Annotated in this window: 6 protein-coding genes; 4 read left to right on the top strand and 2 right to left on the bottom strand. The window is 69.7% G+C overall.

What is annotated here, in order from left to right:
- Positions 1 to 613: 613 nt before the first annotated feature.
- Complete coding sequence (locus ACNTMW_RS25595) at positions 614 to 1,171, top strand: DUF6230 family protein (RefSeq protein WP_426636354.1); 558 nt, start codon at positions 614 to 616, stop codon at positions 1,169 to 1,171.
- A gap of 158 nt (positions 1,172 to 1,329) precedes the next feature.
- Entirely contained in the window at positions 1,330 to 1,881 is a 552-nt protein-coding gene (locus tag ACNTMW_RS25590) for a DUF6114 domain-containing protein (RefSeq protein WP_426636353.1), read from the top strand.
- Positions 1,882 to 1,951: 70 nt separating this feature from the next.
- Here the strand turns inward: ACNTMW_RS25590 and ACNTMW_RS25585 are convergent, their stop codons facing one another.
- Both ACNTMW_RS25585 and gndA read right to left on the bottom strand, forming a co-directional pair.
- Positions 1,952 to 2,641, bottom strand: coding sequence for a BON domain-containing protein (locus ACNTMW_RS25585; protein WP_426636352.1), 690 nt, complete (start codon positions 2,639 to 2,641; stop codon positions 1,952 to 1,954).
- 234 nt (positions 2,642 to 2,875) lie between these two features.
- Positions 2,876 to 4,306, bottom strand: coding sequence for an NADP-dependent phosphogluconate dehydrogenase (gndA, locus tag ACNTMW_RS25580; RefSeq protein ID WP_426636351.1), 1,431 nt, complete (start codon positions 4,304 to 4,306; stop codon positions 2,876 to 2,878).
- A gap of 156 nt (positions 4,307 to 4,462) precedes the next feature.
- Between gndA and ACNTMW_RS25575 the strand changes: the two genes are divergently transcribed.
- On the top strand, positions 4,463 to 5,014 hold the full coding sequence (locus ACNTMW_RS25575) for a gluconokinase (RefSeq protein WP_426636350.1): 552 nt from the start codon (positions 4,463 to 4,465) through the stop codon (positions 5,012 to 5,014).
- 105 nt (positions 5,015 to 5,119) lie between these two features.
- A complete protein-coding gene (locus tag ACNTMW_RS25570) occupies positions 5,120 to 6,646 on the top strand; it encodes a GntT/GntP/DsdX family permease (protein WP_426636349.1) in 1,527 nt (508 codons plus the stop codon).
- Positions 6,647 to 6,680 lie beyond the last annotated feature (34 nt).

The following is a 6,680-nucleotide window of genomic DNA, read 5'->3' as shown; positions in this document are numbered from 1 at the left end:
CGACGCCGCATCGACGTCCTACACGCCATGCTCCGCGACAAGACCACCTACCAGCCCCGCCCCGTCGCCGCTTGACCAAACCCATAGGGACACCCCCCCCCACCCGCCCGCCGACCTCTACCGGCCGCCGACCTCCGCCGGCCGCCGATCACCGCCGGCCGCCGCCGGCGCGACCTCGATGTGGGCACCGCCCCTCCCGTCTCGACCACCAATCCCGACGGGACCTACGGCTTCCCGCCCCGACCACCAACCCCGAGGGGCCGACAGCCCCTCGACCTGACCGCCAATCCCCTTTCGCCACCAACTTCCGCGCGGCCCGTGAAGGAAATTGTGACGTCAGACAGCGAAGGCGGAACGGGGGTGTTGACCGCCGGACTACCCGGCGGTAACTTCCAACCTTAATTGCCGCACAGATCATGGCGAAAATCGTCGCGCGGCGGTTGCCGGTTCCGAGTAACCGTGATCGCCGAAAAATGTGATGACCGATCGGTAACACCGACCTCCGCCTATCATGATCCGGGAGTCGCCCATGTCTTCCCATGGCACCACCACCTCGTTTCGCCACGCCGAACCAATAGCCCACGGAAAGGTACGGTGGCGGCGGTTCGCCGCTATGATGGCCGCAGCCGGCGCGGCCGCCGGTACCTTGGTCGTCCTCACCGCGCAGGGTGTACTCGCCGCCCAGTTCTCGGTTTCCGGCATGCCGTTCACCGTCACCGCCACCAAGCTCGAAGGGACCGGGTTCGAGCAGTTCGCCACGCTCGACGAGATGGCACCGAACAGCCCGAACGCGGGCGACACCGGCGGTCAACTGGTCCTCGTGGTGTCGGCCATCGACAGCGCGAAGCTCACCAACCTGTGTCAGAGCATCAACCTCGGCGGCTCCTACCTGAAGCTCACCGCCGGCACCGGCAAGACGCCGGTCACCGCCCGGAAACTGGTGGTCGACTCGGACATGATCTCCGGTGACGCGTCCTTCGACACCATCAACATCGGCCAGGACGCCAGCACCCTCACCGCGGTGCCCGGCGTGACCGGCAACATCGGCGTCTTCGGGCAGCAGGCCGACACGGTAACCATCAACAACCTGCGGCAGAACAACTACGCGACCACCGCGGCCCTGTTCACCCTGCCCAACCTCCACATGAGCTTCTCGTCCGACGGCTGCTGACGATGGCACTCCATCGAGCCGGCAACGGTGATGGCGGACGCTGTCCAGCGCCGCCGTCACCGACCGGGGCACCGCCACCGACCGGGGCACCGCCACCACCGACCGGGGCACCGCCACCACCGGCAGCGGGACCGCTGCCAGGACCCCCGGCCGGGACGATGACCAGGGCGAGGCTGGCCTGGCGGGGATGGCGGCGCAGCCGACCGTTCTGGGGTGGGCTGCTGCTCGTCCTGTCCGGCGCCGAGATCCTCGCCTCCATCTGGGCACCGCTCCCGGTCGTCCTGCACGTCGGCCCGCAGGGTCTGGCCGGTTACCTGGTACCCACGATCATGGTGGTGTGCGGCCTCCTGCTGTGGTTCAACCCCCGGCAGCGCCTGTTCTACGCGATCGTCGCGATCCTGATGGCGCTGGGCTCCTGGCTCACGTCCAACCTGGGCGGTTTCTTCGTCGGCATGCTCGTCGGCCTGATCGGCGGCTCGCTCGCGTTCGCGTGGGCGCCGATGGGACGGCCCGCCACCCAGCCGCGACGTTCACGCCGATCAACGCCGGAGGCGCTCACGGGAACGACGGCGACCAGGGAGACCGCGGCGTACGACGAGACCACGGCGCACCCGCAGACAACGGAGTACGACGAGACGACCGCAACCGGGGAGGATACGGAGACAACAGCCCACGGGGAATCCCGGACTTCCGGGGAAGCACCACGGTGACCGGAAGCGGGGAACGCCGGGGTGAGCACCACGGTGACCGGAAGCGGGGAACGCCGGGGTGAGCACCGCGTCAGGGCGACCGGTTGAGGCCGACGACTATCCGGTTGTCGACGTGACTGACGCCGGGCGCCGACCAGGCCACCCGCTCGGCCTCCTCCCGCTCGGACGAGGACTGCACGGTTCCGGTCAAGGTGACTGTGTCGCCGTGCGCCTCGACCTCGACCAACCTGGCGTCAGTGGCTGCGCTGCGGGCCATGGCCCGCTCGATGCGGTGCGTGAGGTCCTCCACCGGCGACGCGACCCGGGGGCGGACCGTGATGAGGTTGGTGACGCCACGGACCCCCGCCAACCGGCGCACCGTCCGTTCGGCCGCTCGCCGCTCGTACTCCCACGTCACCTCGCCCCGGAGGATGACCCAGCCTCTGGATACGGTCACCTCGAGGTCCCCGGCCGGGACGAAGGTGTCCCAATCGAGCGCATGGGTGGCCACCCGGGCGATCTCGGCGTCGGTACGCTCAGCGGAGGTCGGTAGCCGGACCTCGATGTCGTTGGCGACCGCCCGTACCCCGCGTATCCGGTGGGCGATGCGTTCGGCGACCCACTTCCTGGCGTAGCTGTCGACCCATCCCATCAGCGTCACGATGCCGTCCTTGACGGCCACGCCGATCTCGTTGGGCTGGACACGGGCGTCCCAGTTGAGCTCCTCGATCAGGTCGAGCTGGATCCTCTCGTCGACCCGCGCCTCGGTTGCCGTGGCCATGCGCAATTACCCGCCCGTCGGGGGTGACATCGGATCGCCCGACCCGGATGAAGGCTCATGATCCACACAGCGAGACGCGCGCCAAGATCCGCGCAATGTCGCGAACATTGCTGTATCGGCGGCTCGGATGGCCGCAAAGAGTGCGACATTGCGTGGATCTTGGAGCCACTTCGTGGACCGGGCGCCCCCGGGAACGGGCCGTGGATTACGGCCCGACCCCGGGACCCCACCGACTCAGGAACCGACTTCCCGGCGGTCACCCGCCCACAGCGTGTGGAAGGAGCCGTCCCGGTCGACCCGCCGGTAGGTGTGCGCCCCGAAGAAGTCGCGCTGCCCCTGGACCAGTGCGGCGGGCAGGCGCTGCGCGCGCAGCCCGTCGTAGTAGGCCAGCGCGGTGGCGAACCCCGGCGCCGGGATGCCCTGGGCGGCCGCCGTGGACACGACCCGCCGCCAGGCGTCCTGCGCGTCGCGTACCGCCGCGGTGAAGTGGTCGTCGACGAGCAGCGTGGGCAGGTTCGGGTCGGCGTCGTAGGCGGCGCGGATCCGGTCGAGGAACTTCGCCCGGATGATGCAACCGCCACGCCAGATCGTCGCCATCGCGCCCAGGTTGATGTTCCACCCGTACTCGGCGCTGCCGGCCTGGATCTGGTTGAAGCCCTGCGCGTACGCGACGATCTTCGACGCGTACAGCGCCTGCTCGACGTCCTCGACCAGGGTGTCGACAGCACCCACCCGGGCGGCACGCGGACCCGGCAGGTTTCGGGCGGCGGCGCGCAGGTCGGCGTGGCCGGACAGCGACCGCGCGAAGACCGCCTCGGCGATGCCGCTCACTGGCACCCCCAGGTCGAGCGCGATCTGCACGGTCCAGCGGCCGGTACCCTTCTGCTCGGCCTGGTCGACCACCACGTCCACGAACGGCTTGCCGGTCGCCGGGTCGGTGTGGGCGAGCACGTCGGCGGTGATCTCGATCAGGTACGACCCGAGCCGGCCGGTGTTCCAGCCGCGGAAGACCTCCGCGATCCGCGCCGGCTCCATGCCCCCGGCGTGCCGCAGCAGGTCGTACGCCTCGGCGATGAGCTGCATGTCGGAGTACTCGATGCCGTTGTGCACCATTTTGACGAAGTGACCGGCACCGTCGGGGCCGACGTGGGTACAGCAGGGGGTACCGTCGACCTTCGCCGAAATGTCCTCCAGCAGCGGGCCCAGCGCCTCGTACGACTCGGGCGAGCCACCCGGCATGATGCTCGGCCCGAGCAGCGCCCCTTCCTCACCGCCGGAGACCCCGGTACCGACGAAGTGCAGGCCGCGCTCGCGCAGGGCGGCTTCCCGCCGGCGGGTGTCGGCGAAGTGCGCGTTCCCCCCGTCGACGATCATGTCGCCCGGCTCCAGCAACGGCGCGAACTCCTCGATCACCGCGTCGGTCGGCGCACCGGCCTTAACCATGATCACTACCCGTCGGGGCCGCTCAAGCGAGGCCACGAACTGCTCAGGGGTGTCGGCCGGCAGGAAGGTGCCCTCGTGGCCGAACTCCTCGACCAGCGCCTTCGTGCGCTCACCGGACCGGTTGTGGACGGCGACGGCGTGCCCGTGCCTGGCCAGGTTCCGTGCCAGGTTGCGCCCCATCACCGCCAGGCCGGTGACACCGATCTGTGCCCTGTCCGCCATGATGCTCTTCCCTTTCGTCAGCGGCCCGATCATGCGACGCTACCCTGCCGCGGCCCGGCCGTCGGGCACCGATTCCGATACCTCCCATTGAGCGGACCATGTACCTCGGTGCACAGCCGGTACGCGATGCGCGAATCACGCGCTACATTCGCTGACATGTCAACCGAGGCCGGCGAACCGGAAAACCCTCCGATCGTCCTGATCACCGGCGTCTCCGGCAGCGGGAAGACCACCGTCGGCGCGATGCTCGCCGGCCGGCTCGGCTGGCCGTACGCGGAAGCCGACGACTTCCACCCCCGCGCGAACGTGGAGAAGATGGCCGCCGGTCACCCGCTCACCGACGCCGACCGCCGGCCATGGCTGGAAGCGATCGGACGGTGGATCGACGAACGCCGCGCCGCGCACGAACCGGGCGTGGTCACCTCGTCCGGATTGAAACGGGCCTACCGCGACATGCTGTGCGACGGCCGTCCAGAGGTACACCCGGTGTTCCTCGACGGCAGCCCTGATCTGATCAAGAGCAGGATGGTGGCCCGGCACGGGCACTTCTTCGCCGCGAGCATGTTGGACAGCCAGTTCGCCGACCTGGAACCGCCCGAGCCCGACGAGGGTGTCCTCACCGTGCCGATCACCGGCACCCCGGCCGAGGTGGTCGACCAGATCCTCACCGGCCTGCGACTGCCGGCCGCGCCGCTCGATCCGGCCTGACCGCCCGGTCACCCGACCGGGCATGACCCGGCCGGACCGCCGCGTGATCACGGACGACGCGCGGAGCACCACCGCGCCGACGCGCGCACAACGCAGGGAGCACGAATGACCTGGACCGTACACGACACCTCACTGGTGGTCTGGGCTCTGATCGGCATCGCGGTCGTCGTTGTCCTGATCACCCAGTTCAAGGTGCACCCGTTCCTCTCGCTGATCCTCGGCTCCGGCGTGGCCGGACTCGGCGCCGGCCTCAGCGCCGCCGACGTGATTAAGAACTTCGAGGGCGGCTTCGGCAGTACCCTCGGCGGCGTCGGGATCCTGATCGCACTCGGCACGATGCTGGGCAAACTGCTCGCCGACTCGGGCGGCGCCGACCGCATCGTCGACACGATCGTCAGCCGCACCAGCGATCGCCGGCTGCCCTGGGCCATGACGCTCATCGCGATGATCATCGGGATTCCGCTGTTCTTCGAGATCGGCGTCGTCCTGCTGATCCCGGTCATCTTCCTGGTCGCCCGCCGGGCCCGGACCTCGGTCGTCCGGATCGGCATTCCGGCACTCGCCGGTCTGTCGGTCATGCACGGCCTGGTCCCGCCACACCCTGGCCCGCTGATCGCGATCAACGCCCTGCACGCCGACCTCGGCCAGACCATGGCGTACGGGCTACTCATCGCCATCCCGACGGTGATCGTGGCGGGGCCGATCTACGGCGGCTGGATCGGCCGGATGGTCCGCCCGACGCCCCCGGAGCACCTCGTCGCCCAGTTCGCCACCGCGTCATCGAACGCACCCGGCACGGCTGGCCCCGACGCGACCGGAGCCACGACGACCGCGCCCGGCACGACCGGCACCGCGACCGAAGCCACGACGACCGCGCCCGGCACGACCGGCACCGCGACCGAAGCCGGTGCCCTGACCACCGTCAAGGGCGAGCCGCACAACCCCGCCGGCGTGGCACCGGACCGCCGGCCCAGCTTCGGCATCACCCTGGCGACCCTTCTCCTGCCGGTCGTCCTGATGCTCGGCAAGGCCCTCGCAGACGTTCTGCTGGCCAAGTCCAGCGGGGTCCGTACCGTCCTGGACTTCCTCGGCGACCCGCTGGTCGCGCTGCTGCTGGCGGTACTCGTCGCGATGTTCACCTTCGGCTACCTGCGCGGGTTCAGCCGCCAGAAGGTCAGTGACCTGCTGGGCCTGAGCCTGGCGCCGATCGCCGCCATCGTCATGATCATCGGCGCCGGCGGTGGCTTCAAGCAGATCCTCGTCTCCATCGGCATCGGTACGACGCTGGGCAAGGCGGCCGCCGCGAGCCACCTGTCGGCGCTGGCGCTCGGCTGGCTCATCGCGGTGGGCATCCGGCTCGCCACCGGCTCGGCCACGGTCGCCACGGTCACCGCCGGCGGCCTGATGGCCCCGCTGGTGCAGCACCTGGACGGGGTCAACAAGCCACTGCTGGCGCTCGCCATCGGCTCCGGGTCGCTGTTCCTGTCCCACGTCAACGACGCCGGCTTCTGGCTGGTCAAGGAGTACTTCGGGATGACCGTCGGGGAGACCTTCAAGACCTGGTCGGCGATGGAGACGATCATCTCCGTGGTGTCGTTCGTACTGATCCTCTGCGTCAGCGTGGTCGTCTGACGCGGCGCGGATACGAACGGAAGGGGCACCGTAC

This window comes from Planosporangium spinosum (genome assembly GCF_049999945.1).
GTDB lineage: Bacteria > Actinomycetota > Actinomycetes > Mycobacteriales > Micromonosporaceae > Planosporangium > Planosporangium spinosum.
Note: the sequence above shows the minus strand (reverse complement) of the source record. Positions and strands in the feature narration are given on the sequence as shown.

What these genes read in the sequence shown, in the direction of transcription:
- ACNTMW_RS25585 (WP_426636352.1), bottom strand. Translation starts at nt 2,641, where the DNA reads ATGGCCACGGCAACCGAGGCGCGGGTCGACGAGAGGATCCAGCTCGAC.
- gndA (WP_426636351.1), bottom strand. Translation starts at nt 4,306, where the DNA reads ATGGCGGACAGGGCACAGATCGGTGTCACCGGCCTGGCGGTGATGGGG.
- ACNTMW_RS25570 (WP_426636349.1), top strand. Translation starts at nt 5,120, where the DNA reads ATGACCTGGACCGTACACGACACCTCACTGGTGGTCTGGGCTCTGATC.
- ACNTMW_RS25575 (WP_426636350.1), top strand. Translation starts at nt 4,463, where the DNA reads ATGTCAACCGAGGCCGGCGAACCGGAAAACCCTCCGATCGTCCTGATC.
- ACNTMW_RS25595 (WP_426636354.1), top strand. Translation starts at nt 614, where the DNA reads ATGATGGCCGCAGCCGGCGCGGCCGCCGGTACCTTGGTCGTCCTCACC.
- ACNTMW_RS25590 (WP_426636353.1), top strand. Translation starts at nt 1,330, where the DNA reads ATGACCAGGGCGAGGCTGGCCTGGCGGGGATGGCGGCGCAGCCGACCG.